The sequence below is a fragment of the Streptomyces sp. NPDC020379 genome (assembly GCF_044387105.1).
Lineage (GTDB): Bacteria > Actinomycetota > Actinomycetes > Streptomycetales > Streptomycetaceae > Streptomyces.
In genome coordinates, this window is record NZ_JBIRVR010000001.1 from 265,374 (window position 1) to 291,595 (window position 26,222).

Sequence of the window (26,222 nt, forward strand, 5' to 3'; positions counted from 1 at the left end):
GGGGTGGGCCGGGTCCGGGGTCGGGCGCGGCCCACGGAACGGGCCGAGGAGGGCCGGGTGACGACCTATGAAGAGCGAGCGAGCCTCAGCGATCTGACCACCACCGCCGAGCGGGTGCACCGGGCGGTCGAGGGTGTGATCGAGGGCAAGCCCGAGGTCGTACGGCTCTCGCTGACCGTGCTGCTCGCCGAGGGGCACCTGCTGATCGAGGATGTGCCGGGCGTGGGCAAGACCATGCTCGCCAAGGCGCTCGCCCGGTCCATCGACTGCTCGGTCCGGCGCATCCAGTTCACGCCGGACCTGCTCCCGTCCGACATCACGGGCGTGAGCGTCTTCGACCAGCAGCGGCGGGACTTCGAGTTCAAGCCGGGCGCGATCTTCGCCCAGATCGTCATCGGCGACGAGATCAACCGCGCCTCCCCCAAGACCCAGTCGGCGCTGCTGGAGTCGATGGAGGAGCGGCAGGTCACCGTCGACGGGCACACCTATGAGCTGCCCGCTCCCTTCATGGTGGTCGCCACGCAGAATCCGGTCGAGATGGAGGGCACCTATCCGCTGCCCGAGGCGCAGCGCGACCGCTTCATGGCCCGCGTCTCGATGGGCTATCCGAGCCCGGAGGCCGAGCTGCGGATGCTGGACACCCACGGCGTGCTGCCCCCGCTCGACGACCTCCAGCCCGTCGCGCACGCCCACGACATCATCAAGCTCGTCGACGCCGTCCGCACGGTGCACGTCGCCGACCCCGTCCGGCGGTACGCGGTGGATCTGGTCACCGCGACCCGGCACCACCCCGACCTCAGACTCGGCGCCTCCCCCAGAGCGACGCTGCACCTGGTGCGGGCCGCGAAGGCGGCGGCGGCCATGGCCGGCCGGGAGTTCGTCCTGCCCGACGATGTGCAGGCCCTGGCCGTGGCGGTGCTCGCGCACCGGCTGCTGCCCACCGCCCAGGCCCAGCTGAACCGGCGCACGGCCGAGCAGGTCGTCCTCGAGATCCTCCAGCGCACCCCGGTGCCCGACCTGTCCGCGCAGGCGTGGCGGCAGCAGCCGCACGGCCTTCATCAGCCGGGCGCGCGGAGGCTGTGATGGCCTCGGGGGAAGCGGGCCCGCGGCCGGGCGGCGGGGGCGGGCTGTGGGCGTCCCTCGGCGGGCTGACCACCCGTGGCCGCTCCTTCCTGGCCGCGGGCATCGCGGCGGCGGCCTGTTCGTATGTCCTGGGCCAGTCCGACCTGCTGCGGGTCGGGCTGCTGCTGACGGTGCTGCCGCTGGTGTGCGTGATCGTGCTGCACGGCACCCGCCACCGCGTCACCGGCAGCCGGGGGCTGGCACCGTCCCGGGTGCACGCCGGGTCCGAGGCGCGGGTGCACCTGCGCGTCGACAACATCTCCCGGCTGCCCACCGGCCTGCTGATGCTCCAGGACCGCGTGCCGTACGTCCTGGGCCCGCGCCCCCGCTTCGTGCTGGACCGGGTGGAGCCGGGCGGGCGCCGCGAGGTGTCCTACCGGATACGGTCCGACCTGCGCGGCCGCTATCCCCTCGGGCCGTTGCAGCTGCGGCTGACGGATCCCTTCGGGATGTGCGAGCTGACTCGTGGCTTCGGCGCCTTCGACACACTGACGGTCGTGCCGCGCGTCGTTCCCCTGCCGGCGGTGCGCCTCGGCGGCGAGGCCACGGGCTACGGCGACGGCCGCCACCGCTCCCCGGCCCTGGCTGGCGCGGACGACATCATCCCGCGTGGCTACCGCCACGGCGACGACCTGCGCCGCGTGCACTGGCGCTCCACCGCGCGCTACGGCGAGCTGATGGTGCGCCGCGAGGAGCAGCCCCAGCGGGCCCACGGCACGGTGCTGCTGGACACCCGGGGCATCGCCTTCGACGGCGCGGGGCCCGACTCGCCCTTCGAGTGGGCCGTGTCCGGGGCGGCCTCCGCCGCGGTGCACCTGATGGAGCGCGGGTTCTCGGTGCGGCTGCTCACCGATGCCGGGAGCGCGCTGGCGGACGGCATGGGCGGCCGCTCCGGCTCCTCCCACGACTCGGCGGAGGCGGTGGGCCTGCTGCTCGACACCCTGGCCGTGGTGGATCACTCCGACGGCGAGAGCCTCGCCCCGGCGCATGAGGCGCTGCGGGGCGACGGCGGAGGGCTGCTCGTGGCGTTCTTCGGCGACCTGGACGACCGTCAGGCGGCGCTGGCCGGGCAGATGCGCCGCGGCGGCGGCACGGCGGTCGCCTTCGTGCTGGACCGCTCCGCCTGGCCGCAGGACGCCCGCTCCCCGCGGCCCGCGCACAGCGCCGAGCAGCGGCTGCGCACACTGCGCGAGGCGGGCTGGACGGCGCTGGCGGTGGCCCCCGGCGCCTCACTGCCGGAGCTGTGGCGCATGGCGGGCGGCCACGGGCCCGGGAGCGCCCCGACGGACACCCCGCACGGCGCGCCCCGCATGCCTCACGGCGGCGCGGCGGGGCAGCCGGACGGCGGTACGGCCAGGCAGCCTCACGGCGGTACGGCCATGCGGCCGGGCAGCGTCACGGCGGCCGCCGGGGGCTCCGGGCCGTCCGTGCCGCCCATGCCCGCGGCGCCGCCCTGGCCCTTCGGGCCGCCACCGGCAGGGGGGCGCGCATGAGCGGCAGCGCGCGGCTCGCCATGTGCGCGGTGGTGGCGACGCTGGCGTCCGCGTGCGCGCTGCTGCCGCTGATCGAGACCGTCACCTGGCTGGTCCAGGCCGCGATCCTGCTCACCGTCCAGAGCACGGTGGGCGCGCTCGCCCGCCGGGTGCCGCTCGCCAGGCCCCTGACGGTGGCCGTGCAGGCGCTGGTCACGCTCGTGCTGCTCACCCTGGTCTTCGCCCGCTCGCAGGCGCTCGGCGGGCTGCTGCCGGGGCCGGACGTCTTCCGGGAGTTCGGGCAGCTGCTCCAGGAGGGCGCCGACGACGTCGGGAAGTACGCCATCCCGGCCCCGGCGACGACCGGCATCCGGCTGATGCTGGTCGGCGGCCTGCTGGTGATCGGCCTGGCGGTGGACGCGGTCGCGGTGACCTGGCGCAGCGCCGCGCCCGCCGGGCTGCCGCTCCTCGCGCTCTACTCCATCGCGGCCGGGCTGGCCCAGAGCGGCAAGGACTGGCTGTGGTTCCTGGTGGCGGCGGCCGGCTATCTGCTGCTGCTCCTGGCCGAGGGCCGGGACCGGCTCGCCCGGTGGGGCCGGGTCTTCGGCGGCGGCGCCCGGCCGCCCTCCCGTGGGTTCCTGGCATCGGGCTCCGGCCCCGCGCTCGCGCCGGTGCGCACCGGCCGCAGGATCGGCGCGCTCGCGCTCGGCATCGCGCTGGCGGTGCCCGCCGTGCTGCCGGCGATGGAGGGCGGGCTGCTGGAGCCGCGCGGCCAGGCGGCCGGCCCCGACCGGGACGACAGCTCGGGCTTCGACGCCGTCCGTCCCCTGGTCACGCTGCGGGACAGCCTGAACCAGCCGGAGAACCGCGAGATGATGCGCTACCGCACATCCACGGAGAGCACCCGGGAGATGTATCTGCGCGTCGTCGCGCTCGACCGGTTCGACGGCGCGTCGTGGCAGCCGTCCGAGCGGCGCGTCACGGACCTCCCGGAGCTGCTGCCCACCCCCGCGGGCCTCGCCCCCGGGGTGCGCACGGACGCGGTGAACACCTCGGTGGCCGCCGCCGGTTCGTACGCGCAGAACTATCTGCCGCTCCCCTATCCCGCCGAGCGCGTCCGCGTGGACGGCCACTGGCGGTACGAGCCGGAGGGCCGCACCGTCGCCGGTGACCGCGGGCAGACCACCCGGGGCGTCCGCTATCAGGTGTCGAGCCTTCTGGTGCAGCCCACGGCCGCGCAGCTCGCGGGAGCGCCGGCCCCGCGCGAGGAGGTGCTGCGGGAGTACACCAAGGTGCCGGGGTCGCTGCCGGAGGTCGTGGGGGCGACGGCCAGGAAGGTGACCGCCGGGTCGGCGAACGCGTACGAGCAGGCCGTCAAGCTCCAGGACTGGTTCGCGGCCGACGGCGGCTTCAGCTATGACACGGAGGTCGCGTCGGGCGGCGGCAGCGACGCCATCGCGAGGTTCCTGGAGGCCAAGCGGGGCTTCTGCATCCACTTCTCCTTCTCCATGGCGGCCATGGCGCGGACCCTGGGCATCCCGGCCCGGGTGGCGGTCGGCTTCACCCCGGGCACCCCGCTGCCGGACGGCTCGATGTCGGTCGGCTCCAAGGACGCGCACGCCTGGCCGGAGCTGTATTTCGAGGGGGTCGGCTGGACCCGCTTCGAGCCGACGCCGAGCCGGGGCACGGCGCCCGACTACACCGCCGCGCAGGAGCCGTCCGCCGCCGACCCGGGGGTGCCCGCGCCGCTGCCCGACCGGAGCACCGCGCCGTCGGCGCGGCCGCCCTCCGCGAGCGGCTGCACCCCGCAGTTGAGGCGGCTGGGCGAGTGCCCGCCGGGCGCCTCGCGGGCCGCGGCGGGCGGCGGCCACGGCGGGCGGCTGTCGCCGGGGGCGGTGGCGGGCATCGCGGCGGGCGTGGTGGCCGTGCTGGCCCTGCCCGCGCTGCCGTCGCTGTGGCGGCGAAGACTGCGGGCCCGGCGCCTCGCGGACCCCGGACGGCACACGCCGGGCGCGCCCGGACCCGGTCAGGCCGCGGAGCACACACTCGCCGTCTGGGCCGAACTGACCGACTCCGCCTGGGATTTCGGCGTCCTGCCCGACGAGTCACGGACGCCCCGCGGCGCGGCGGCACGCATCGTGCGGCTCGGCGGGCTGACCGGCGCGGCCGCGGAGTCGGCACACCGGGTGGCCACGGCGGTGGAGCAGGTGCTGTACGCGCCGCGGCCGCGGCCGCCCGCGGGCCTGGCGGAGGATGTCGAGCGCGTACGGGCGGGGCTGCGCGCCTCGGCGCGGCGGCCCGCCCGGCTGCGGGCCGTGCTCGCACCGCGTTCCGCGGCCCGCCTGGTGTGGGGCCTCGCCCGGCGCCGCACGGCGGTGGCGGAGCGGTGGCGGTCGGGACGGCTGGGCACGGCCTGGCGCCGCGCGGGCGGTGCGCTCCGTACGGCCCTCGGCCGGACTTGACGAGGCGTCAGGAAGGCGGGGGCGACGGCCCGCAGGAAGCCGTCGCCCCCGGAATCCGCCCAAGGCCCCTCGGCGACGCGGCTCGTGGCCGGGCGCCGACAAGCGAGGCGGCTCGCGGCAAGGCGGCGAGTACGAGGCGCGGCCCGTGACCGGGCCGACGGCAAACGAGGCGGCTCACGGCCGGGCGACGACAAAGGGCCAGGACGATTGTCCTGGCCCCACAGCACGCCGTTCGGCGGAAAGTGTCTCTCAGCGGCCCTGCTCATCGCGGCGGCGCTGCCACCGCTGCTCGATGCGGTCCATCACGGTGCGACGCTGCCGGGCCTGACCCCGGCCGCCCATACCCCCCGCCGGGCCGACACCACCAGGCTGCGCACCGGGCCGGGGCGCCTTGCGCCAGCCGGTGACGGCCAGTGCCGCGCAGCCCAGCATGACGAGGAAACCCACCACGCTGATCCAGTACTGTCCCGGAATCATCACGCCGGCCATCAGGAGCGCGATGCCCACCAGAAACCCGGCGACCGCCTGGTATACCCGTCGCCGGGTGTACGTGCGCAGGCCGCTGCCCTCGAGCGCTGTCGCGAACTTGGGATCTTCGGCGTACAGCGCTCGCTCCATCTGCTCGAGCATGCGCTGCTCGTGCTCCGAGAGCGGCACGGAGTCCTCCTACTCGTCGGTCGCGGGGGGCGACCGGGGTGCGACCCTTTCAGGATAGGCAGGGAATCGCCCCCATGAAACCCGCCCCTCTGCGCCAATTCGCCCACCGATGTCAGTGTGGCGATCGGTGGTGTCGGGACGTACATTCCCTCTCCGCCGATACGCCATGCCGGACGGTGTCCCCCGATCATACGGGGCGAAGCGGCTGATCGGGTGGCCGGTCACCTACCGCTTGCGGTCAGCCACGCTCGGCCAGGACATGCAGCTGAGTGGCCACCGAGTGGAAGGCGGGGAGCTCGGCCGCGGCCGCCTCCAGCCGGAGCAGCGCGTCCATGGCGCCCGGCTCGGCGTCCAGCAGCACGCCGGGCACCAGGTCGGCGAAAACGCGCACGCCGTGCACCGACCCGACCTCCAGGCCGGCCGCGGTGACCAGCTCGGAGAGCTGCTCGGCGGTGAACCGGCGGCGGACCGGGTCACCGGCGCCCCACTGCCCCGCGGGGTCGGCGAGCACCTGGCGGGCCTCGGTGAAGTGGCCGGCGAGGGCCCGGCCCAGCACGGCACCGCCGAGGCCCGCGGCCAGCAGGCTGAGGGTGCCGGAGGGGCGGAGCGCCTCGACGACGTTGCGGACGCCTTCCGCGGGCTCGTCGACGTACTCCAGGACGCCGTGGCACAGGACGGCGTCGTAGGCCCCGCGCTCGACCACGTCGAAGAGGCCGTGGGTGTCGCCCTGGACACCGCGCACCCGGTCGGCGACCCCGGCCTCGGCGGCCCGGCGCTCCAGCGCGAACAGGGCGTTGGGGCTGGGGTCGACGACGGTGACCCGGTGGCCCAGGCGGGCGACGGGCACGGCGAAGTTGCCGGAGCCGCCACCGGTGTCGAGGACCTCCAGGACGCCCGCGTCCTCCCGTCCGGCGGCCTTGACCCGGCGGTCGAGGGCGTCCCGCAGGACCTCCCAGACCACGGCGGTACGGAGGGACGCCCGGGGGCGCAGCGGGTCTGACACGGCGGGTGGCTCCTCGGCGGTGACGACGAACAGAACGAGCAGGACGAACAGGAGGGGACAAGAAGGCCCCAGTGGTTCCGGGTGCCTCCAGCCTAGGGCCTGTCCAGGAGTTCCCTCCGCCACGACCCCCGCGCCGCCCGGCCGGCCCCCCGGCGCCCCGGAAGCGACGGCTCCGGGTGAACACGGCGCTCCGCCCCGTCAGTTCCGGCCGGCGCCCGGGCACACGGGCGGGCGGAAGACCGACGTCGCTCTCCGGCGGCCGGGCGGGGACAGGGAGAATCTGCGCATGGACAGCAGCGACAGCAGTAGTACGCGCCGTCAGAACACCCGGCGAAAGCTCTTCGAAGCCGCGGTCACCCTCATCGCCGAACAGGGCTTCTCCTCCACCACCGTGGACGAGATCGCCGAACGTGCCGGAGTCGCGAAGGGCACGGTCTACTACAACTTCGCGAGCAAGACCGCCTTCTTCGAAGAGCTGCTGCGGCACGGCATGGAGCTGCTGAGCGAGGCCCTGGGAAGAGCCGCCGACGCGACCGCCGCGCGCGGGGGCGGCAGGGTCGAGGCGCTGGACGCGATGGTCCGCGCGGGCCTGGACTTCGTCTCCCGCTATCCGGCGCTGGCCCAGCTGTACGCGGCCGAGCTGTGGCGCACCAACCGGGCCTGGCAGCCGACGCTGGCGCGGGTGCGCGAGCAGGCGCTCGCGGTGATCGAGGGGGTTCTCAGGGAGGCGGTGGAGGCGGGCGAGCTGAGCACGGAGCTCGATGTCCCGCTGACGGCGGCCGCGTTGTTCGGGATGGTGCTGGTGACCGCGCTGGACTGGCAGTCGTTCCAGCCCGGGCGGTCGGTCGAGGAGGTGCACGCGGCACTCTCCCAGCTGTTGCGGGGGCGGGTGGGCGGCGGCGTCCGCCAGCCGCAGGGCGGCGGCTGAGCGCGCGGGCCGCGGCAGGGCGCTGCTCCGGCACCGGCCGATCCCCCTCGGCCCGCACCGGAGCAGCGTTCCCCCGTACTTCCCCCGAGCTCCCGTACTTCCGTCCGGGAGCCCCCAGACCCCCCGGTCACGTCAGGGTCGCCGCACCGTTCCGCCGCCCCGTGTCGGCGGTGCGGCGCGGACGCCCCTTCCGTGGACACCACTCTTCCTTTCCGCCGGGGCTTGCCCCATCCGTGCGGCTACTCATCTCCTCCTCTGAGTACGTGTACTCACCCGTGAGCGTTCAGACCCGGTCGCGGGCCCCGGATACGATCGCTGGCGTGTCGGTGCTTCCTCTGGTGTTCACGAGTGGCTGGGCGAGTGGTGTCAACGCCTACGCCGTGGTCCTGCTGCTCGGCGTGCTGGGCGCGACCGGTGTCAGCGATCAGGTGCCGGACGCGCTGCAGCGCCCTGACGTCCTGATCGCGGCGGCCGTGCTCTTCCTCTGCGAGGCCGTGGCCGACAAGATCCCGTATGTGGACTCGGCCTGGGACGCCGTGCACACGGTGATCAGGCCGATCGCCGGCGGCGTCGTCGGGGCGCTGCTGGCCGGGCAGAGCGGTTCGCTGTCCGACCTCGCCGCGGGCGCGGTGGGCGGCGCGACCGCGCTGGTGAGCCACCTGGTCAAGGCGGGCACCAGGGCGGTGGTCAACACCTCGCCGGAGCCCGCGAGCAATATCGTGCTGAGCACCGCCGAGGATCTGGGCGTCGCCGGGATCGTCGTCTTCGCGCTGTTCCACCCGCTGGCCGCCGCGATCATCGCGGCGGTGCTGCTGGGGCTGGGCATCGCGCTGGTGGTGTTCTTCTGGAGGCGGATCCGCCGCTTCTGGCAGCGCAGGCGGCAGAAGCGCGCCGAGAAGCGCGCGGCCTGGCCGGCCGGGGCCCGGCGGCCGTCGGCCTGAGCCGGCTGCCTGAGCCGGCCGAGCTTATCGGGCCTGGGCTGACTGCCTGAGCTGTCGGCCTGGGCTGTCAGTGCCGCCGGATAAAGTCGTTCCCATGGCACGGATTGCGGTGATCGGCGCCGGGATGGGCGCGATGGCGGCTGCTGCCCGGCTGGCCGTCGCGGGCCACCGGGTGGTGGTGTACGAGCGCGCGGCGACGTACGGCGGCGGCGTCGGACGGCTCACGAGGGACGGCTTCGCCTTCGACACGGGGCCGGGGCTGCTGCATCTGCCCGCCGTCTACCGCGACTTGTTCGTGAAGACGGGCAAGGAGCCGCTGGAGCGGTGTGTCGACCTCGTGCAGGTCGACCCGGCGAGCAGCCACGTCTTCGCCGACGGCACGGTCCTCGCGCTGCCCAACGCCTCGCGCGCCGGTGTCGTCCAGGCGCTGGACGAGGCGGTCGGCGCGGGCGCGGGCGAGCGCTGGAGCGATCTGGTCAACCGGGCGCGCGAGGTGTGGGACGCCACACGGCGGCCGCTGCTGGAGGAGCCGCTGCGCGCGGACCCGGCGGCGCGCGTGCCGTTGGGGCGCGATCCCTATCCGGCCGTCCGCAAGCGCGGGTTGTTCCGGCGGAGCGCCCCGGCCACCCTCGCCTCCGTCGCGGAGCGGGAGTTGAAGGACCCCCGGCTGGCCGCGCTCCTGGAGAGCCACGCCCTGGCGTACGGCCTGGATCCCCGGCAGGCGCCCGCGAGCGCGACGGTGCTGCCGTATATGGAGCAGACCTTCGGCAGTTGGTATGTGCGCGGGGGCCTGCGGGCGCTCGCCGACGCGCTGTACGAGCGGTGCCTGGCCCGCAAGGTCGAGTTCCGCTTCGGCGAGGAGGTCGTGGGCCTCTTCGAGAAGGACGGCCGCGCCGCCGGTGTGGAGCTGACCGGTGGCGCGGTGGCCGAGGCGGACATGGTGGTCGCCGGGGTGTCCCCCGGGCGGCTGGCCTCGATCGCACCGGACGCGGCCGAGCGGGACGGCGGCCCCGGACGGCCGGTGCCACCCGGCAGGTTCACGGTCTGCCTCGCGCTGCGGGGCGCCCGGCCCGCTGCGGCGGCCCACCGCACGGTGGTCCACGCGCCCGACCGCGGCGCGGAGTTGGCCGAGGTCTTCCCCGCGGGCGGCGGCGTCCGCGAGCCCGGCCCGTGGCGCTACCGCCCCACGGTGACCGTGCTGCGGCCGGACGACCCGGCCACCCGCCCCGGCGAAGGGTACGAAGCGGTCACCCTGACCGCCACGGTGGCCCCGCACGGGCGGGTCGACTGGAGCGACGAGGAGACGGCCGCGAGCTTCGCGGACCGGATGACCGACGCCGCGGAAGCGGTGCTGCCGGGGCTGCGGGAGCGGGTGCTGTGGCGCGAGGTCCGCACTCCGGCCGACGTCGAGGCGGCGACCGGCGCGGAGGGGGGCGGCGTCCCCGCGCCCGTACTGGCGGGTGCGGACGGCGCGTTCCTGCGGCCCGGGAACGCCACGCGGGTGCCCGGTCTGTATCTCGCCGGCGGCTTCGCCCACCCCGGCGGAGGGCTGGCCCACGCGGGGATGTCGGGCGCGATGGTCGCCGGGCTGATCGTCTCGGGGGCGGACTGGCGCGGCTCGGAGTAGCGCCGCCCTCACGCGCGTGGGGCGGACCGGAAGAAACCGGTCCGCCCCACGCGTGAGACGTCAGTAGCGGTACTGCTGCCCGTCGTGGCCCTGCCCGTGCCCCGGCAGGGGCGGCCGCGTCGGTGCGTCGGTGTCCCGTTGCTGGGGCACCCAGACGCCGCCCGGCGGGGTGTCCATGTCGTACTGCGCCGGTGCGTACGCCTCCGCGGAGTACGCGCCCGTGCCGTACTGCGCTTGCGGATAAGGCTCGTACTGCGGCTGCCCGAACGCGTCGTACTGCTCCTGCGCCGGCGGGCGGCTGCCGATGTAGGGGTCGGAATAGGGGGCGTACTGCCCCTGCCCGTAGTCGAATTGACCGTCGCCTTGACCGTTGCCGGACGGCGCGCCCTGGGTGCCGTAGGCGTAGTCGTACGGGGTGAAACCGCCCGCCTCCTGACCCGCCTCCTGCCCCTGGGGCACGGGCGGGAGGTATGCCGTCCGGTCGTAGCCGTCGTACGACGGGGCGGGCTGGTGGGGCGCGCCGGGGAGCAGGTCCGGGATGTCGTCGGACTCCGGGATCAGCGGCATCGCGGCCGTCTCGGCGGCGGGGTCGGGCAGCGGCGCGGCCTGGGGCTTCCGGTCGCCCTTGCGCCGCCGTCCGGCGCGGCCCTTCTCCTCGGCGGCGGGCCGCCCGCCGGGCTCGGCGCCCTTGTCGCGGCGGATCGCCCAGCCCTCGGAGAACCCGCGCCGGAAGGAGAGCGTCACATAGGTCTGGCCGACCGCGAAGGCGATCGCGCCCACCGCGATGACCGGCACGGAGGAGAGGACCACGCCCACGACGACGCCGAGGAAGCCGACGAAGGCGAGCAACCGCCAGCGCAGTCGCGCCTTGTACTGCAGCAGCACCTCGCCCAGCAGCCAGAGCGCGACGATGCCGAACGCGATGTAGAGGACCGTCCAGCCCATTTACGCCCCTCTCGTGCGGCTGTCGCCAGGGGAACAGCCGTCAGGACCGCTGGTGCAGTCCCAGATTCTCGTAGATTTCCAGCGTCGCCGTGGAGTGGTTCAGGGTAATGAAGTGCAGACCCGGGATCCCCTCGGCCATCAGCCGTGAGCACAGCTCGGTGGCGTACTCGATCCCGATCGAGCGTACAGCGGCCGGATCGTCCTTCACCGCGAGGATCCGCCCGGCCAGCTCGGGCGGGAAGGCGGCATTGCTGAGCTGGGCGAACCGCTCGATCTGCCGGATGTTGGTGACCGGCATGATCTCGGGGATGATCGGGGTCTCGCAGCCCGCTGCCGCGACCCGGTCGCGCAGCCGCAGATAGTCCTCGGGGTAGAAGAACATCTGGGTGATCGCGAAGTCCGCGCCCGCCCGGCATTTGTCCACGAAGTGACCGATGTCGGTTTCCCAGTCGGTGGAGCGCGGGTGCATCTCGGGGAACGCGGCGACGCCGACGCAGAAGTCGCCGGACTCCTTGATGAGCCGGACGAGTTCGGCGGCGTAGCCGATGCCCTCGGGGTGGCGCACCCACTCGCCCATGGGGTCACCGGGCGGGTCGCCGCGCACGGCCAGCATGTTGCGGATGCCGGCGTCGGCGTACTGGCCGATGATGTTGCGCAGTTCCGCCAGCGAGTGGTTGACGGCGGTCAGGTGCGCGACGGGCGTCAGCGTGGTGTCCGTGGCGATCCGCTCGGTCGCCCGCACGGTGCCCTCACGGGAGGAGCCTCCCGCGCCGTAGGTCACGGAGACGAAGGTGGGTCCGACGGCTTCGATCCGCCGGATGGCGTTCCACAGGGTCCGCTCGCCCTTCTCGGACTTCGGGGCCGCGAACTCGAATGAATAGGACTGCTCACCGGAGGCGAGCAGCTCACGCACCGTACGGGCGTGGTCTGTCCTGGTGGAGGCTGTGCCAAGGGCCATACCGGCAAGTTAACCAGCGGTTCCGCGCAGCCCCAACCCTCATTTGCGATATGACCGATTAGCCGGTCTCCCGTCCGCTTTCTGGACAGTCTGTTCATGCGCCGTTGACATCTGGCTGACCGTTTCCTGACCGGTCCGTGACGGATCGTGCCGGCGGCGTCACACCGCCGGGCATCACGCTCCGTACGCGCGGACGCGCTTCGCGAGCCGGGCGGTGGCCTCGGCGGGGTCGTCGGCCTCGGTGATCGCGCGGACGACGACGACCCGGCGGGCGCCCGCCTCCAGCACCTCGTCCAGATTGGCCGCGTCGATGCCGCCGATGGCGAACCAGGGCCGCGCGGGCTTCAGGGCGGCGGCGTAGCGCACCAGGGACAGGCCCGGGGCGTGCCGGCCCGGCTTGGTCGGGGTGGGCCAGCAGGGACCGGTGCAGAAGTAGTCCACACCGGGCTCGGCGACGGCGGCGTCCACCTCCGCCTCGGCGTGGGTCGAGCGCCCGATCAGCACCTGGTCGCCGAGGATGGCGCGGGCGGCGGGGACGGGGAGGTCGCCCTGGCCCAGGTGCAGCACCTGGGAGCCGATGGCGTGGGCGATATCCGCGCGGTCGTTGACCGCGAGGAGCTTGCCGTGGCGGCGGGCGGCGTCGGCGAACACGGCGAGGTGCTCCAGCTCCTCCCCCGCCTCCATGCCCTTGTCGCGCAGCTGCACGACATCCACCCCGGCGGCGAGGACCGCGTCCAGGAATTCCGGCAGGTCGCCCTGGCGCCTGCGGGCGTCGGTGCACAGATACAGCCGGGCGTCGGCGAGCCGCTCGCGCGCGGTGACGGACATCGGGTGGATCCCCCCGGGGTCGGCGGTGTGCGGGCGGGGGCACGCGGCCCCCGCCCGCACACCGGACGGTTCTCTCTCGGCGTCTACAGCGCCTGCGGACGGGTCAGACGGCGAGCGCCTGGGCGCGGCGCTTCACCTCCGTGCCACGATTCTCGCGCAGGGCCTGCGCCGGGGTGCCGGGCAGGGTCGGGTCCGGAGTGAAGAGCCACTCCAGCATTTCCTCGTCGCTGAAGCCGTCGTCCTTCAGCAGCGTCAAGGTGCCTGCGAGGCCCTTGATCACCTTGCCCTCGCCGATGAACTCGGCGGGCACCTGGAGCACTCGGTTCTCGCCACGGCGCACCGCGATCAGCTGGCCCTCCTTGACCAGCTGCCGGACACGCGTCACCTCGACATCGAGCATTTCCGCGATGTCGGGGAGGTTGAGCCAGGCGGGGACGAGAGCATCGATCTTTGCGTCAATCTCGGTCACGGGACAAGCCTGCCATCTGGGACTGACAGTCGGTAGCCAGGTTGACCCGACCTTGCCGGCGGCGCGTCGTGCGGACCCCCGGCCGGGCCCGCCCGGCCCGCGCCGTCAGCAGGTCCTCACACCTCCGCGGCCTTCAGCTGGACCGAGGCGTCCGCCGCCCGCGCCCGGTCGAGGACCGCGCCGCGCTCGATGAGCTTGCGGCCCTGGGCCAGGTCGCGCGGCCGGCCGACGGCCAGCAGGGCGACGAGGACCTCGCCGCGCACCCAGCACACCGTCCAGGCCGCGCCCGTCGGGTCGCCGCGCCAGATGAGCTCGTCGCCCTCGACGTGGTGGCCCGCGTACTGCACGAACCTCCCGAACTGCTCGGACCAGAAATACGGCACCGGGTCGTAGACCGGCCCCTCGGCCGTACCGTGCACGATGTTCCCGGCGACGGTGCGCGGGCCCTGGAGGGCGTTGTCCCAGTGGTGGACCAGCAGCCGCTCGCCGTAGCGGGCGGACGGGAAGGACGCGCAGTCGCCGACCGCGTAGACATCGGGCACGGAGGTGCGCAGCCGGTCGTCGGTGAGCACCGAGCGGTCGGCGGCCAGCTCGACGCCCGACCCCTCCAGCCACTCCGTCGCCGGGCGGGCGCCGATGCCCACGAGCACCGCGTCCGCGGGCAGCCGGGTGCCGTCGGCCAGCACCACGGCGCCGGGCTCCACGGCGGCCACGCGCGCGCCGGTGAGCAGGCGGGCGCCGCTGTCGGCGTACCAGGCGACCATGTGGGCGGCGACCTCGGCGGGCAGGGCGCCGGCCAGCGGCCGGTCCGCGGCCTCGACGACCGTCACCCGGCAGCCCGCCTCGCGCGCGGCGGTGGCGAACTCGGCGCCGATCCACCCGGCGCCGACCGCCACGACGTCGCGCTGCCCGGCGAGCACCGGGCGCAGCCGCTCCGCGTCGTCCAGGGTGCGCAGCAGGTGCACGCCCGGCATGCCCGCGCTGCCGGGGAGTTCGACGGGCCGCGCGCCGGTCGCGATGATCAGCACGTCGTACGGGACGGGACCCTCGGAGGTCTCCAGCAGGTGCTCGCCGGCGCGCAGCCGGGTGGCCTCCCGGCCGAGTTCGAGGTCTATGCCGAGGGAGGCGAAGTCCACCTCGAAGGCGGACCCCTCGGCCTTGCCCAGCAGCACCGCCTTGGAGAGCGGTGGCCTGTCGTACGGCCGGTGGGGCTCGGCGCCCAGCAGGGTGATCGTGCCGGTCCAGCCCTGCTCGCGCAGGGCGACGGCGGTCTGCACCCCGGCCATTCCGGCGCCGACGATGACAGCGCGCCGGTCACTCGTGGTCTGCGGTTCCATCCGGTGCTCGCTCACCCGATCAACTGTAGGGCGGCGGCCGGTCCCGGCCGGAGCACCGCGTAGCGAGACCTCTGACACAACGTCATGGTGTTTGACGCGCCCCGCTGCCGCGCATGCCCCCTCCGGCGCCCCCGTCCGGCCTTCCGGACGGTTCGCGGCCCGTACTAGGGTGGCCGCTGTACAAGCACTCGCGGGAGCCCGGACGGACCGGGCTGAGAGGGAGGCTGGCCGGCCTCCGACCGTACGAACCTGATCCGGGTCATGCCGGCGAAGGGAGGGGCTGGACGCCCATGCACGCGTCTTCAACAGCGTCACCGGGGACGTACGACGTCCTCGTGATCGGCGGCGGTGTCATCGGTCTGGTCACGGCGTGGCGTGCCGCGCAGCGGGGCCTGCGCACCGCCGTCGCGGATCCCGCGCCGGGCGGTGGCGCGGCCCAGGTGGCGGCCGGGATGCTGGCCGCGGTGACCGAGCTGCACTACGGCGAGCAGGAGCTGCTCGCGCTCAATGTGGCGTCCGCGCGGCGCTACCCGGCTTTCACGGCGGAGCTGGAGGAGGCGAGCGGCCAGGACACCGGCTACCGCGCCTGCGGGACCCTCGCCGTCGCCCTCGACGCCGACGACCGGGCCCATCTGCGGGAACTGCACGCCCTTCAGCAGCGGTGCGGGCTGGACGCCCAGTGGCTGTCGGGGCGTGAGTGCCGCCGGCTGGAGCCGATGCTCGCGCCGGGCGTGCGCGGCGGCGTGCGCGTGGACGGCGACCACCAGACCGACCCCCGGCGGCTCGCCGGGGCCCTGCTGACGGCCTGCGGACGGGCGGGGGTCGCCTTCCACCGCACGGAGGCCGTACGGCTGCTGCTCTCCGGCGACCGGGCCACCGGCGCCGAGCTCGCCGACGGCACCCGCGTACGGGCCGGCCGGACCGTGCTCGCGGCGGGCAGCCGCAGCGGCGCCCTCGCGGACGTCCCCCCGCACGTCCTGCCGCCGGTGCGCCCGGTCAAGGGCCAGATCCTGCGGCTGCGCGTGCCCGGCGCGTACGCGCCCTTCCTGTCCCGGACCGTGCGGGCGGTCGTGCGCGGCGGCCACGTCTATCTGGTGCCGCGCGAGAACGGCGAGCTGGTCGTCGGCGCGACCACCGAGGAGCTCGGCTGGGACACCACCGTCACCGCGGGCGGCGTCTACGAACTGCTGCGCGACGCCCATGAGCTGGTCCCCGGCATCACCGAGCTGCCCCTGGTGGAGACCCGCGCCGGGCTGCGCCCCGGCTCGCCCGACAACGCCCCGCTGCTGGGCCCCACCGCCCTGCCCGGCCTGCTCGCCGCCACCGGCCACTACCGCAACGGCGTGCTCCTCACCCCCCTGACCGGCGATGTGATGGCCGAGGCGCTGACCACCGGACGGCTGCCGGACGAGGCCCGCCCGTTCTCTCCTCTCCGCTTCTCGAACGCGCTCCAGGAGCTGCCCGTATGAACCCCATGGACCCCACCGACAGCCCCGAGGCCCACGTCGGCATCAGCGTCAACGGCGAGAGCCGCTCGGTGCCCCGGGGCCTGACCCTCGACGGCCTGGTGGCCTCCTTGACCACCGCCCACAGCGGGGTCGCGGCCGCCCTCAACGAAGCCGTCGTACCCCGCGGCCAGTGGCCCGGCACCACGCTCGGCGAGGGTGACCGCGTCGAGGTCCTCACCGCAGTGCAGGGAGGCTGATCAGCCCAGATGGCAGACGATCTGCTCACCATCGCCGGCACCACCTTCACGTCCCGCCTGATCATGGGCACGGGCGGCGCGCCCAGCCTGGACGTCCTGGAGCGCGCGCTGCTGGCCTCCGGCACCGAGCTCACCACCGTCGCGATGCGGCGGCTGGCCACGAACGTACGGGGCTCGGTGCTGTCGCTGCTGGCCCGGCACGACATCCGGGTCCTGCCGAACACGGCGGGCTGCTACACCGCCGGCGAGGCCGTGCTCACCGCGCGGCTGGCCCGGGAGGCGCTCGGCACCGACTGGGTCAAGCTGGAAGTGATCGCCGACGAGCGCACGCTGCTGCCCGACCCGGTCGAGCTGCTGGAAGCGGCGGAGATCCTGGTGGACGACGGCTTCACGGTGCTGCCGTACACCAACGACGACCCGGTGCTCGCCCGCCGCCTGGAGGACGCCGGATGCGCCGCGATCATGCCGCTGGGCTCGCCCATCGGCTCCGGCCTGGGCATCCGCAACCCGCACAACTTCCAGCTGATCACCGAGCGGGCGGGGGTCCCGGTGATCCTGGACGCGGGCGCGGGCACGGCGTCGGACGCGGCGATCGCGATGGAGCTCGGCTGCTCGGCGGTGATGCTCGCCTCGGCGGTGACCCGCGCGCAGGACCCGGCGCTGATGGCGGAGGCGATGCGCCACGCGGTCGAGGGCGGCCGCCTGGCGTTCCGAGCGGGCCGCATCCCGCGCCGGCACTTCGCGGAGGCGTCCTCCCCCACGGAGGGTATGCCGGACTTCGACCCGGAACGGCCTGCCTTCGGCGACGGCGGGTAGCTCGGCTTGATCTTGCGGATCGGCGGCGGGCCGTCGTGTCCGCACCACCGCTGCGCGGCGGTGTCCTCGAACTCCCCCAGCTAGCGCCGGGAGGTGCCCCCAACGGGCTGGATCTACGGATCCGTGGTCTCCAGCGTGCGGGTCCATTGCCGCCTGCGGCGGGGACGCGGACCCGTGATGTCGTCCCTGCGGGTCCTTCGCCGCCTGCGGCGGAGAGCGCCGCCTGCGGGCGCGTCCTCAAGCGCCGGACGGGCTGGATTTCGCGAACCGTAGGCTTCGAGCCTGCGGGCCGCACTGATCGAAGCCCGTTCCGGGCGACTGCTCGGCCTGTCCGGCGCTTGACGGCGCTCCCCCAGACTTCGTCCGGGCCCCCGAAAGTAACTCCCGCCGCGGGCGGCACCCGCCCCGCACGATCGAAACCACCGATCCGCAAAACCAGCCCGTCCGGCGCTTGAGGACACGCCCGCAGGGCGTCGCCCGCCGCAGGCGGCAATGGACCCGCAGGCACAAGATCACGGATCCGCGAGACCAACCCGCCGGGCCCCCGCCGCACGCGGCGAACGGCCCCACCCCGGGGCCCGGGACCCCCCGGAAAGAAGGCCACTGGGGGCCACCCCGGAACGGCTCATAGACTCCTAGCGTGGATACGACGCTAGGAGACCCGCTTGTCGGGCACGTGCTCGACGGCCGCTACCGGGTCGAGGCCCGGATCGCCGTCGGCGGCATGGCCACGGTCTACCGCGCCCTCGACACGCGGCTCGACCGGGTGCTCGCCCTGAAGGTGATGCACCCGGGGCTCGCCGCCGACGAGGTCTTCGTGGAACGCTTCATCCGCGAGGCCAAGTCCGCGGCCCGGCTCGACCACCCGAACGTGGTGGGCGTCTTCGACCAGGGCACGGACGGCACGTACGTCTATCTCGCGATGGAGTACGTGGCCGGATGCACCCTGCGTGACGTGCTGCGCGAGCGCGGGGCCCTCCAGCCGCGCGCCGCGCTCGACATCGCCGAGCCGGTGCTCGCGGCGCTCGGCGCGGCCCACCTCGCGGGTCTCGTCCACCGGGACATGAAGCCGGAGAACGTGCTGATCGGGGACGACGGCCGGGTGAAGGTCGCCGACTTCGGGCTCGTCCGGGCCGTGGACACCCACTCCACGGCGTCCACCGGCTCGGTCCTCGGCACGGTGTCGTATCTGGCCCCCGAGCAGATGGAACACGGCACGGCCGACACCCGGGTGGACGTCTACGCCTGCGGTGTCGTCCTCTACGAGATGCTCACCGGCGCCAAGCCGCACACCGGCAGCACCCCGGCGCAGGTCCTCTACCAGCACCTTCACGAGGACGTGCCGCCGCCGTCCGCGGCCGTACCGGGGCTGGCCCCGCGGCTGGACGAGCTGGTGGCGCAGGCCACCGCGCGCGACCCGCAGCAGCGCCCGGCCGACGCGGTGGGCCTGCTGGCCCTGGTCCGCGCCACCCGCGAGGCGCTGTCCGACGAACAGCTGGACGCCATGCCCCCGCTCGCGCGGACGCCGGAGCAGGGGGCGGCGAGCGGCTCGGAGGACCGTACGAGCGTGATCCCGCGGCCCGGCGCGGCCCGGCCCCTGCCGTCCCCGGAGGACGAGCGGCTCAACCGCACGACGCGGCTGGAGCAGCCGCCCGCTCCCCCGGCCCCGCCGGCCGCCCCGGGGGCACGGACCGGCCGGCCCCGGCGCAGGCCGAGCCGCACCCTGCTCGCGGTGCTCGCGGCCGTCCTGCTGGCCGTGGTGGGCACGGGCGTCTGGTACATCAGCTCCGGCCAGTTCACGACCGTCCCGGCCGTCCTGGACATGACCCAGGACAAGGCCGAGCAGTCGCTCCACAAGGCCGGGCTCGGGATGAGGACGAAGGAGGACTTCAGCGACACCGTCGAGCGGGGGCACGTCATCTCGACGGACCCCGGCCCCGGCGGCCGCGTGCGCAACACCGGCAAGGTGACGGTCACCCTGTCGAAGGGCCCGGCGCGGGCCGAGGTGCCCAATGTCGTCGGCATGACCCTCGACGAGGCGAAGCGGAAGATCGAGGGCGCGGGCCTGACGGTCGGCGAGGTCGGCAAGCAGTTCAGCGGCGAGACCCCGCAGGGCTCGGTGCTGGCCACCGACCCCAAGCCGGGGGTGGAGCGCAGGCCCGACACCCCTGTCGCGCTGACCGTGAGCAAGGGCGCGGCCCTGAGCGTGCCGAAGGTGCAGGGCATGACCGTCGCGGCGGCCACCTCGGCGCTGGCGGACAAGGGACTGAAGGCCGAGGTCTCGGACACCCAGGTCTACTCCGACGCCCCCAAGGGCTCGGTGGCGGCGCAGTCGCCCGGCGACGGGGAGCAGCTGGCCAAGGGCGACACGGTCACGCTCACCGTCTCCAAGGGCAAGGAGATGGTGACGGTCCCGGACGTCACCGGGAAGAGCGAGGCCGACGCCAGGCAGGCCCTCACCGCCGCGGGCTTCAAGGTCAGCGTGGACAAGCCGTTCTTCTTCCCGCGCGACTCGGTCGACAGCCAGTCCGTCAAGGGCGGCGACCAGGCGGCCAAGGGCGACACCATCACCATCCGGATGAAGGGCGGGCTGTAGGGATGACCGAGCCTTCCGGCCTTCTCCCGGCCCCGCGCGTCCGCAACCCCGTCGGCGGGCACATCCCCGTCGCCGGGGGCCTCGCGAGGACCGGCCTGCCGTACGCGCGGACGATGGGCGCCGAGACGGTGCAGGTCTTCGTCGCCAACCCGCGCGGCTGGGCGACGCCCACCGGTGACCGGCGGCAGGACGAGGAGTTCCGGGCGGCCTGCGAGCGGGAGTCGCTCCCGGTCTGGGTGCACGCCCCGTATCTGATCAACTTCGGCTCGCACACCGGGGCGACGGTCGAGCTGTCCGGGGAGTCCCTGCGGCACTCGCTGCGCCGGGGGCGGGCGATCGGCGCCCTCGGTGTCGTCGTCCACACGGGCTCGGCCACCGGTGGCCGCCCGCGGCCGGAGGCGCTGGCCCAGGTCCACGAGCGGCTGCTGCCGCTGCTGGACGAGCTGACCCACGACGACGACCCGTGGCTGCTGCTGGAGCCGACGGCCGGGCAGGGCGCGTCGCTCTGCTCGCTGGTCGAGGATCTCGGCCCGTACTTCGACGCGCTGGAGCGCCACCCGAAGCTCGGCGTGTGCCTGGACACCTGCCATGTGTTCGCGGCGGGCCACGACCTCGCCGAGCCGGGCGGGATGAAGCGGACGCTCGACGAGCTGGTGGACGTGGTGGGCGAGGGACGGCTCCGGCTGATCCACGCGAACGACTCCAAGGAGGGCGTCGGCGCGCACCGGGACCGGCACGAGAACATCGGTTCCGGCCATATCGGGGCCGAGCCCTTCGCGGAGCTTTTCGGCCATCCCGCGACGGCGGGTGTGCCGCTGGTCATCGAGACCCCCGGCGGGCCGGAGGGACACGCGGCCGATGTGGCGCGGCTGAAGCGGCTGCGGGACGGCCTCGCGGTCTGACGGGCTTTTCGCCCGGCCGCTCAGACCTCCGGTCCGTCGCCCGGTTTCTCCTGGTAGGAATAGCGCTGTTCCTGCCAGGGGTCACCCACGTTGTGGTATCCGCGCTCTTCCCAGAATCCCCGGCGGTCGGCCGTCATGTACTCCACGCCGCGCACCCATTTGGGCCCCTTCCACGCATAGAGGTGCGGGACCACCAGGCGTACGGGAAAGCCGTGCTCGGCGGTGAGGAGCTCGCCGTCCTTATGGGTCGCGAAGATGCTCTGCTCGGCCGCGAAATCGGCCAGCCGGAGATTTGAGCAGAAGCCGTATTCCGCCCACACCATCACATGCGTGACCTCGGGCGCGGGCGGGGCGAGTTCGAGGATCGCCCGTGCGGGGACACCGCCCCATTCGGCGTCCAGCATGCTGTATTTCGTGACGCAGTGCAGATCCGCCACCACCGTCGAATACGGCAGGGCGGAGAACTCCTCGTGCGTCCAGCAGTGCTTGTCGCCGTCGGCGGTCGACCCGAAGACACGGAACTCCCAGCGCTCCGGCCTGAACTTCGGGACCGGACCGTAGTGCGTCACCGGCCATCCGCGCTGGAGGCGCTGCCCCGGAGGCAACTCGAGTTGCGCCCCTTTGCGGCTTTCCGACTGACCCATGCCTCCATGGTGTCAGACCCTGGACAGTGCTGATGACCATGGGTTCCACTACCGGGGCAACTCACACTAAGTGTGCACTTACTGGACGCTTCCGAGGGGCGGTGCGAGGATGCGCGCAACCTGCCAGTCACCCTCTTGGAAGGAGCCTCTGCAATGCAGGGCGACCCCGAGGTCATCGAATTTCTCAATGAACAGCTGACTGCCGAGCTGACCGCCATCAATCAGTACTTCCTGCACGCGAAAATGCAGGAGCACCTCGGCTGGACGAAGATCGCCGCGCACACCCGCGCCGAGTCGTTCGACGAGATGCGCCACGCGGAGGTGCTGACCGACCGCATCCTCTTCCTGGAGGGGCTGCCCAACTACCAGCGGCTCTTCCATGTGCGGATCGGGCAGTCGATCGTCGAGATGTTCCAGGCCGACCGGCAGGTCGAGGTCGAGGCGATCGACCGGCTCAAGCGGGGCGTGGAGGTCATGCGGGCCAAGGGCGACATCACCTCGGCGAATATCTTCGAGTCGATCCTCGCCGACGAGGAGGACCACATCGACTACCTCGACACCCAGCTGGACCTGATCGAGAAGCTCGGCGAGCCGCTCTACCTCGCCCAGTTCATCGAGCAGTCGAACGGCGGGGCGGAGTGACCCGGGACCGACCCGGTCAGGCCGCCCGGACCTCGGCCGTCACGCGGGGCAGCACCTGCGCCATCCGCGGCACCTCGGTGCCCAGCACGTCCCGCTCCCCCTGGTCGGCCAGCTCGCGGCGCGGGCACGCCCCCCGGCCGAGCAGGGACTGGATGCGGCGGACACAGCTGCCGCAGTCGGTGCCGGCCTTGCTCACGGAGGCTATCTGGCGGGGCGTGCACGCCCCCTTGTCCGCGTGCTCACGCACCTGCTGCTCGGTGATGCCGAAGCAAGAGCAGACGTACACGCGGGTCACCGCCCTACCGGGTTGATCAATAAGGTAACCCTTACCTTACCCGGCCCGGCGGGCGGATGACAACGAAGTGGGGCGCGGATCACCTCGATCCGCGCCCCACGTCATCCCTCAGGGATTCCTACTGGTCGCGGTACATCTCCGCGACCAGGAACGCCAGGTCGAGCGACTGGCTGCGGTTGAGCCGCGGGTCGCAGGCCGTCTCGTAGCGCTGGTGCAGGTCGTCGACGAAGATCTCGTCGCCGCCGCCCACGCACTCGGTGACATCGTCGCCGGTCAGCTCGACGTGGATGCCACCCGGGTGGGTGCCGAGGCCCTTGTGGACCTCGAAGAAGCCCTTGACCTCGTCCAGCACGTCGTCGAAGCGGCGGGTCTTGTGACCCGAGGCCGCCTCGAAGGTGTTGCCGTGCATCGGGTCGCAGATCCACGCCACCTGGGCACCGGACGCCGTGACCTTCTCGACCAGGGTCGGGAGCTTGTCCCGCACCTTGTCCGCACCCATGCGGGTGATGAAGGTGAGCCGGCCGGGCTCGCGCTCCGGGTCGAGCCGCTCGATCAGCGTCAGCGCGTCCTCGGGCGTGGTCGTCGGGCCGAGCTTCACCCCGATCGGGTTACGGATCCTCGACGCGAACTCGATGTGCGCGCCGTCCAGCTGGCGGGTGCGCTCACCGATCCAGACCATGTGGCCCGAGACGTCGTAGAGGTCGCCGGTCCGCGAGTCGACGCGGGTCAGCGCCGATTCGTAGTCGAGGACGAGCGCCTCGTGGGAGGCGTAGAACTCGACGGTCTTGAACTCCTCCGGGTCCACCCCGCAGGCGTTCATGAAGTTCATCGCCCGGTCGATCTCGCGGGCGAGGGCCTCGTAGCGCTGCCCGGACGGGGAGGACTTCACGAAGTCCTGGTTCCAGGCGTGCACCTGGCGCAGGTCCGCGTAGCCACCGGTGGTGAAGGCGCGGACCAGGTTCAGCGTGGACGCCGACGCCTGGTACATCCGCTTCAGCCGCTGCGGGTCCGGCGTGCGGGCCTCGGGGGTGAAGGCGAAGCCGTTGACGGAGTCACCGCGGTAGGTCGGCAGGGTCACGCCGTCGCGGGTCTCGGTCGGCTTCGAGCGCGGCTTGCTGTACTGACCGGCGATCCGGCCCACCTTCACGACGGGCACGGAACCCGCGTAGGTCAGCACGGCACCCATCTGGAGCAGCGTCTTGAGCTTGTTGCGGATCTGGTCGGCACCGACGGCGTCGAACGCCTCGGCGCAGTCGCCGCCCTGGAGCAGGAACGCCTCACCACGGGCGACGGCTCCCAGGCGCTGGCGCAGCTGGTCGCACTCGCCGGCGAACACGAGAGGGGGATAGCTCGAGAGCTCCGCGATCACATCGCGCAGAGCCTCTTGGTCCGGCCACTCAGGCTGCTGCGCCGCGGGAAGGGAGCGCCAGGTGTTGCCACCGGCATGGGTTTCAGCGTTCACGGTCACGCTCCAACCCTACGGGGTCGGCGAGTGCGGTCCATCCGTCGGACCGCACTGTGAGACGGGTCATGAGCGGTGGAGCTGCCGGAAGACCGTCTTCCCCCCGGCGCACCGCACCGGCCCGCGCCCCGGTGCGCGCATCCCCGCCGCCCGCGGGATCCGCCGCCGCCCCGGCCCCGTCCGGTAGGGTGCGCAGCATGTACGCACCGACCGACCAGAACTGGTGGTGGACCGCTCAACCGGCGGCCCACTGATCGCGCGTACACCGAAGACACACCGCGAAGGCCGCCCGGAGGGGCGGCCTTCCGTGTTTCCGGGGCCGTTCCTCTCCTCACCGGAAGGAACCCAGATGACCGGCGACACCCACGCCCTCCTCGCTCGGCTGACCGAACCCGCCTGCCCGCCCTTCGCCCTGCTGCACCGCCGCACCCCCGGCCGGCCGGACGACGTCGTCGAGCTGCTGACCGGCACCGTGGAGGAGGTCGAGCGGCTGGCCGGCATCCCCCTGCCGGACGGGCCGCCCGACGGCGGTCCTGCCCTGGACGCGCTCGCGCTCATCCCCTTCCGGCAGATCCGCGAGCGCGGCTTCGACGTCCGCGACGACGGCACCCCGCTGGCGGTGCTGCGGCCACGGGAGGCGCACGAGCTGCCCCTGGCCGAGGTCCTGGCCGCGCTGCCCGCGCACGAGGTGCGGGTGGAGGGCGGGGCGTTCGACGTGGGGGACGAGGAGTACGCGCGGATCGTCCGGCGCGTGATCGAGGACGAGATCGGGTCCGGCGAGGGCGCCAACTTCGTCATCCGGCGGACCTTCGAGGGCACCATCCCCGGCTGGGGGTCCGGGGGTTGCCCCCCGGGAGAGCATGGTCACGGGTTCTCCGCGGCCGACGCCCTGGCGCTGTTCCGGCGGCTGCTGGCGGGCGAGCGCGGCGCGTACTGGACGTACGTCGTGCACACCGGCGACCGGACGCTGATCGGCGCGAGCCCGGAGGTGCATGTGCGGATGGCCGGGAACACCGTCGTGATGAACCCGATCAGCGGCACCTACCGCTATCCCGCCGGGGGCCCGGACCGGGCCGGGCTGCTGGCCTTCCTGCACGACCGCAAGGAGGTGGAGGAGCTGTCCATGGTCGTGGACGAGGAGCTGAAGATGATGTGCACGGTGGGCGACATGGGCGGGGTCGTCGTCGGCCCGCGGCTGAAGGAGATGTCCCACCTCGCGCACACCGAGTACGAACTGCGGGGGCGCTCCTCGCTGGACGTGCGGGAGGTGCTGCGGGAGACGATGTTCGCGGCGACCGTGACCGGGTCGCCGGTGCAGAACGCGTGCCGCGTCATCGAGCGGTACGAGCCGGCGGGGCCGGGCGGCGGCGGGCGCGGCTACTACGCGGGCGCGCTCGCCCTCATCGGGCGGGACGCGGGCGGCGGCCGGACGCTCGACTCGCCGATCCTGATCCGCACCGCCGACATCGACCGGCGCGGGCGGCTGCGGCTCGCCGTCGGGGCCACGCTGGTGCGCCACTCCGACCCCTACGGCGAGGTCGCCGAGACACACGCGAAGGCGGCGGGCGTGCTGGCCGCGCTCGGTGTGCGGACCGCGCGCGGCGGCGGGGCGGTTCCGGCGGCGCGGCTCGCGGACGACCCCGAGGTACGGGCCGCGCTCGACGCGCGCCGCGAGGACCTGGCCCCCTTCTGGCTGCGGATGCAGAGCCCGGCGTCGACGGCGCGGCTCAGCGGGCACGCGCTCGTCGTCGACGGCGAGGACACCTTCACGGCGATGCTGGCGCATCTGCTGCGGACCTCGGGGCTGACGGTCACCGTGCGGCGCTACGACGAACCCGGGCTGCGGGAGGCCGCCCTGGCACACGAGGGCCCGGTGGTCCTGGGCCCCGGCCCCGGCAACCCCTCCGACACGGCCGACCCCAAGATGCGGCTGCTGCGCGGCCTCACGGCGGAACTGCTGCGCGGACACCCCCGCGGCCTGCTCGGGGTGTGCCTCGGGCACGAGCTGATCGCGGCGGAGCTGGGCCTGGAGATCGTACGCAAGGACGTGCCGTACCAGGGGGCGCAGGAGCGGATCGACTTCTTCGGGCGGGCGGAGACGGTGGGGTTCTACAACACGTTCACCGCGCGGTGCTCGGATGCGGCCGAAGGGGAGCTGGCCATGCACCGGGTGGAGGTCAGCCGTGATGCTGTGACGGGGGATGTGCATGCGCTTCGGGGGCCCGGGTTCGCGGGCGTGCAGTTCCATCCGGAGTCGATCCTGACGCTGTCGGGGGCGACGCTGGTGGCTGAGCTGCTCGCGAGGGTGCTGGTCTGATCCTTTCCCCAGCCCCGCCCCTTCCCGGCTGCGTCCGATGTGCGGCTCCGCCGCGTGGGGGGAGACCCCGGACCCCAGCGCCCTGCGGGCGCGT

At 73.7% G+C, this 26,222-nt stretch carries 24 protein-coding genes and 1 riboswitch; of the genes, 14 read left to right on the forward strand and 10 right to left on the reverse strand.

Features of this window, described 5'->3' with window-relative positions:
• Positions 1–57: 57 nt before the first annotated feature.
• The 3 genes from ACH427_RS01235 to ACH427_RS01245 are packed head-to-tail and all read left to right on the forward strand — an operon-like array spanning position 58 to position 5,056.
• On the forward strand, positions 58–1,083 hold the full coding sequence (locus tag ACH427_RS01235) for an AAA family ATPase (protein ID WP_398867249.1): 1,026 nt from the start codon (positions 58–60) through the stop codon (positions 1,081–1,083).
• Positions 1,083–2,615 carry a DUF58 domain-containing protein gene (locus ACH427_RS01240; protein WP_398867250.1) on the forward strand — a complete coding sequence of 511 codons (1,533 nt, stop codon included), beginning with the start codon at positions 1,083–1,085 and terminating at the stop codon, positions 2,613–2,615. The genes ACH427_RS01235 and ACH427_RS01240 overlap by 1 nt, the downstream gene beginning before the upstream one ends.
• Positions 2,612–5,056, forward strand: a complete 2,445-nt coding sequence (locus tag ACH427_RS01245) for a transglutaminaseTgpA domain-containing protein (protein WP_398867251.1) — start codon at positions 2,612–2,614, stop codon at positions 5,054–5,056. Before ACH427_RS01240 ends, ACH427_RS01245 begins: the two co-directional genes overlap by 4 nt.
• A gap of 249 nt (positions 5,057–5,305) precedes the next feature.
• Here the strand turns inward: ACH427_RS01245 and ACH427_RS01250 are convergent, their stop codons facing one another.
• Both ACH427_RS01250 and ACH427_RS01255 read right to left on the reverse strand, forming a co-directional pair.
• Positions 5,306–5,713 carry a DUF3040 domain-containing protein gene (locus tag ACH427_RS01250; protein ID WP_398867252.1) on the reverse strand — a complete coding sequence of 136 codons (408 nt, stop codon included), beginning with the start codon at positions 5,711–5,713 and terminating at the stop codon, positions 5,306–5,308.
• 238 nt (positions 5,714–5,951) lie between these two features.
• Positions 5,952–6,716 (reverse strand): methyltransferase, encoded by a 765-nt coding sequence (locus ACH427_RS01255; RefSeq protein WP_398867253.1) that lies wholly within the window; start codon positions 6,714–6,716, stop codon positions 5,952–5,954.
• A gap of 286 nt (positions 6,717–7,002) precedes the next feature.
• On the opposite strand from ACH427_RS01255, the gene ACH427_RS01260 reads away from it, so the two are divergent.
• The 3 genes from ACH427_RS01260 (at position 7,003) to ACH427_RS01270 (ending at position 10,212) form a co-directional block, all read left to right on the forward strand.
• Entirely contained in the window at positions 7,003–7,644 is a 642-nt protein-coding gene (locus tag ACH427_RS01260) for a TetR/AcrR family transcriptional regulator (protein ID WP_398867254.1), read from the forward strand.
• Positions 7,645–7,964: 320 nt separating this feature from the next.
• Positions 7,965–8,585, forward strand: a complete 621-nt coding sequence (locus tag ACH427_RS01265; protein WP_398867255.1) for a DUF4126 domain-containing protein — start codon at positions 7,965–7,967, stop codon at positions 8,583–8,585.
• 94 nt (positions 8,586–8,679) lie between these two features.
• Positions 8,680–10,212 (forward strand): phytoene desaturase family protein, encoded by a 1,533-nt coding sequence (locus ACH427_RS01270; RefSeq protein WP_398867256.1) that lies wholly within the window; start codon positions 8,680–8,682, stop codon positions 10,210–10,212.
• A gap of 60 nt (positions 10,213–10,272) precedes the next feature.
• Here ACH427_RS01270 and ACH427_RS01275 read toward each other — a convergent pair whose 3' ends face one another.
• From ACH427_RS01275 to ACH427_RS01295, 5 genes are all read right to left on the reverse strand, one after another.
• Positions 10,273–11,157: a hypothetical protein gene (locus ACH427_RS01275; protein ID WP_398867257.1), complete on the reverse strand. Its 885-nt coding sequence runs from the start codon at positions 11,155–11,157 to the stop codon at positions 10,273–10,275.
• A 40-nt stretch (positions 11,158–11,197) separates the two neighbouring features.
• Positions 11,198–12,115, reverse strand: coding sequence for a methylenetetrahydrofolate reductase [NAD(P)H] (gene metF, locus ACH427_RS01280; protein WP_398867258.1), 918 nt, complete (start codon positions 12,113–12,115; stop codon positions 11,198–11,200).
• Between the two features lie 174 nt (positions 12,116–12,289).
• Complete coding sequence (gene thiE / locus ACH427_RS01285; protein WP_398867259.1) at positions 12,290–12,943, reverse strand: thiamine phosphate synthase; 654 nt, start codon at positions 12,941–12,943, stop codon at positions 12,290–12,292.
• 103 nt (positions 12,944–13,046) lie between these two features.
• The gene (locus tag ACH427_RS01290; RefSeq protein WP_398867260.1) at positions 13,047–13,412 is read right to left on the reverse strand and encodes an Rv2175c family DNA-binding protein; all 366 of its coding nucleotides are present in this window, start codon (positions 13,410–13,412) and stop codon (positions 13,047–13,049) included.
• Between the two features lie 116 nt (positions 13,413–13,528).
• Positions 13,529–14,749: an NAD(P)/FAD-dependent oxidoreductase gene (locus ACH427_RS01295; protein WP_398867490.1), complete on the reverse strand. Its 1,221-nt coding sequence runs from the start codon at positions 14,747–14,749 to the stop codon at positions 13,529–13,531.
• Positions 14,750–14,929: 180 nt separating this feature from the next.
• A riboswitch (TPP riboswitch) is annotated at positions 14,930–15,042 on the forward strand.
• Here ACH427_RS01295 and thiO point away from each other — a divergent pair.
• From thiO to ACH427_RS01320, 5 genes are all read left to right on the forward strand, one after another.
• Positions 15,040–16,218 (forward strand): glycine oxidase ThiO, encoded by a 1,179-nt coding sequence (gene thiO, locus ACH427_RS01300; protein WP_398867261.1) that lies wholly within the window; start codon positions 15,040–15,042, stop codon positions 16,216–16,218. Its footprint overlaps the riboswitch before it by 3 nt.
• On the forward strand, positions 16,215–16,454 hold the full coding sequence (thiS, locus tag ACH427_RS01305; RefSeq protein WP_398867262.1) for a sulfur carrier protein ThiS: 240 nt from the start codon (positions 16,215–16,217) through the stop codon (positions 16,452–16,454). The genes thiO and thiS overlap by 4 nt, the downstream gene beginning before the upstream one ends.
• A gap of 9 nt (positions 16,455–16,463) precedes the next feature.
• Positions 16,464–17,270 (forward strand): thiazole synthase, encoded by an 807-nt coding sequence (locus tag ACH427_RS01310; RefSeq protein WP_398867263.1) that lies wholly within the window; start codon positions 16,464–16,466, stop codon positions 17,268–17,270.
• A 640-nt stretch (positions 17,271–17,910) separates the two neighbouring features.
• Positions 17,911–19,866 (forward strand): Stk1 family PASTA domain-containing Ser/Thr kinase, encoded by a 1,956-nt coding sequence (gene pknB, locus ACH427_RS01315; RefSeq protein ID WP_398867264.1) that lies wholly within the window; start codon positions 17,911–17,913, stop codon positions 19,864–19,866.
• 2 nt (positions 19,867–19,868) lie between these two features.
• Positions 19,869–20,768: a deoxyribonuclease IV gene (locus tag ACH427_RS01320; RefSeq protein ID WP_398867265.1), complete on the forward strand. Its 900-nt coding sequence runs from the start codon at positions 19,869–19,871 to the stop codon at positions 20,766–20,768.
• Positions 20,769–20,788: 20 nt separating this feature from the next.
• Here the strand turns inward: ACH427_RS01320 and ACH427_RS01325 are convergent, their stop codons facing one another.
• Complete coding sequence (locus ACH427_RS01325) at positions 20,789–21,412, reverse strand: sulfite oxidase-like oxidoreductase (RefSeq protein ID WP_398867266.1); 624 nt, start codon at positions 21,410–21,412, stop codon at positions 20,789–20,791.
• Between the two features lie 153 nt (positions 21,413–21,565).
• On the opposite strand from ACH427_RS01325, the gene bfr reads away from it, so the two are divergent.
• Positions 21,566–22,054 (forward strand): bacterioferritin, encoded by a 489-nt coding sequence (gene bfr, locus ACH427_RS01330; protein WP_398867267.1) that lies wholly within the window; start codon positions 21,566–21,568, stop codon positions 22,052–22,054.
• Between the two features lie 16 nt (positions 22,055–22,070).
• Here bfr and ACH427_RS01335 read toward each other — a convergent pair whose 3' ends face one another.
• Positions 22,071–22,340: a bacterioferritin-associated ferredoxin gene (locus ACH427_RS01335; protein ID WP_398867268.1), complete on the reverse strand. Its 270-nt coding sequence runs from the start codon at positions 22,338–22,340 to the stop codon at positions 22,071–22,073.
• Positions 22,341–22,467: 127 nt separating this feature from the next.
• Positions 22,468–23,817, reverse strand: coding sequence for a class II 3-deoxy-7-phosphoheptulonate synthase (locus tag ACH427_RS01340; RefSeq protein ID WP_398867269.1), 1,350 nt, complete (start codon positions 23,815–23,817; stop codon positions 22,468–22,470).
• A gap of 191 nt (positions 23,818–24,008) precedes the next feature.
• On the opposite strand from ACH427_RS01340, the gene ACH427_RS01345 reads away from it, so the two are divergent.
• Together ACH427_RS01345 and ACH427_RS01350 are read left to right on the forward strand one after the other, a co-directional pair.
• Entirely contained in the window at positions 24,009–24,065 is a 57-nt protein-coding gene (locus tag ACH427_RS01345; RefSeq protein ID WP_398867491.1) for a trp operon leader peptide, read from the forward strand.
• Between the two features lie 95 nt (positions 24,066–24,160).
• Positions 24,161–26,128, forward strand: coding sequence for an anthranilate synthase family protein (locus ACH427_RS01350; protein WP_398867270.1), 1,968 nt, complete (start codon positions 24,161–24,163; stop codon positions 26,126–26,128).
• The last annotated feature ends 94 nt before the right edge of the window (positions 26,129–26,222 follow it).